The 1,303-nt window shown below is 64.5% G+C and carries 1 protein-coding gene; it reads right to left on the minus strand.

The features are described from left to right. On the minus strand, positions 1–1,286 hold a 1,286-nt coding region (locus CQ13_RS15885; RefSeq protein ID WP_057843806.1), incomplete at its 3' end, for a M16 family metallopeptidase. Positions 1,287–1,303: the final 17 nt, after the last annotated feature.

Here is a 1,303-nt window from a genome sequence, read left to right on the forward strand (position 1 = left end):
CCCTGGCCCCACAGCCGCTGCGCCGCCTTCCTGGCATCCTCCAGCGTCACCGCATCGACGAGCGCGCAGTGCTTCTCGATATAGTCGATCGGCAGCTTGTCGATCTGGTATTGCAGCAGCGCCTGCGCGAGTTTTGACGATGTATCCAGCGCCAGCATCTGCGAGCCCTTCAGGTACGACTTGGCCTCGTCGAGCTCCTGCTGGGTCGGGCCTTCCTCGGCCATGCGGCGGACCTGCTTGTCGATCTCCTCCACCGTCTCGCCGGCGCGATCGGCGCGGGTGCCGGTATTGCCGACGAACAGCGCGGAATGATCCATCCACAAGAGCGTCTCACGGACGGAATAGGCGAGCCCGCGCTTCTCGCGGATTTCGCGGAACAGCCGCGACGACAGACCGGCGCCGCCGAGGATCTGGTTGACGACATAGGCCGCCATGAAATCCGGCCCGCTGCGGCGGACGCCGGGACCACCGAAGGTCACGACGGTCTGCGGCACGTCGAGCGGAACGAAGACGCGCTGCGGCGGCTTTGCCGCAACCACATCGGGGACCTCTGTCAACTGCGCCTTGGCCGGCAGGCTGCCAAAGGTCTTGTCGAGCAATTTTCCGAGGCTCTCTGGATCGACGTCACCGACCACCGCGATCTTGAGCGTGTCCTTGGCGATCACGCGGCGGACATAGTCCTTCAGATCGGCGACGTCGATCTTCGGCACGCTCTCGACCGTGCCTCCGGCCTGGCGGCCATAAGGATGATCGTTGAAGGCGACTTCGAAGAACTTGCGATCGGCGAGCGTTGAAGGATTGGTGGAGTCACGCCGAAGCTTCGCGAGCACCGCGGTACGGATCCGTTCGACATCGGCCGCATCGAAACGCGGCGAGGTCAGCGCCATTCGCAAAAGGTCGAAGGCCTCGTCCCTGTTGTCCTTGAGCATGCGCAAGGAGCCGCGAAACTGATCGCGAGTCGAGTCAAAGCTCAGCTCAATGGCGCGGCGGTCGAGCCGCTCGTGAAAGCTCTTGGAATCGAGATCGCCGGAGCCTTCCTCGAGCAGGCTGGCGACCAGGTGACCGACGCCGGGCTTCTCAGCTGGATCCTGGGTGGCGCCGCCGCCGAAGGCATATTCCATCGCGATCAGCGGGACGGTGGCCTCCTGCACGAACCAGGCTTCGATGCCGCCGGGCGAGATCAGGCGCTGGATCTTGGTAGCGGCAAATGATGGTGCAGAGCCGAGCGTCGCGATCGCGAGCGAGGCCCCACCGAGGACGGCACGCCGAGTGAGAGAATAGGTCACGAGCGCTTCTCCTTACG

It is taken from the genome of Bradyrhizobium retamae, assembly GCF_001440415.1.
In the GTDB taxonomy this organism is placed as follows: Bacteria; Pseudomonadota; Alphaproteobacteria; order Rhizobiales; family Xanthobacteraceae; genus Bradyrhizobium; species Bradyrhizobium retamae.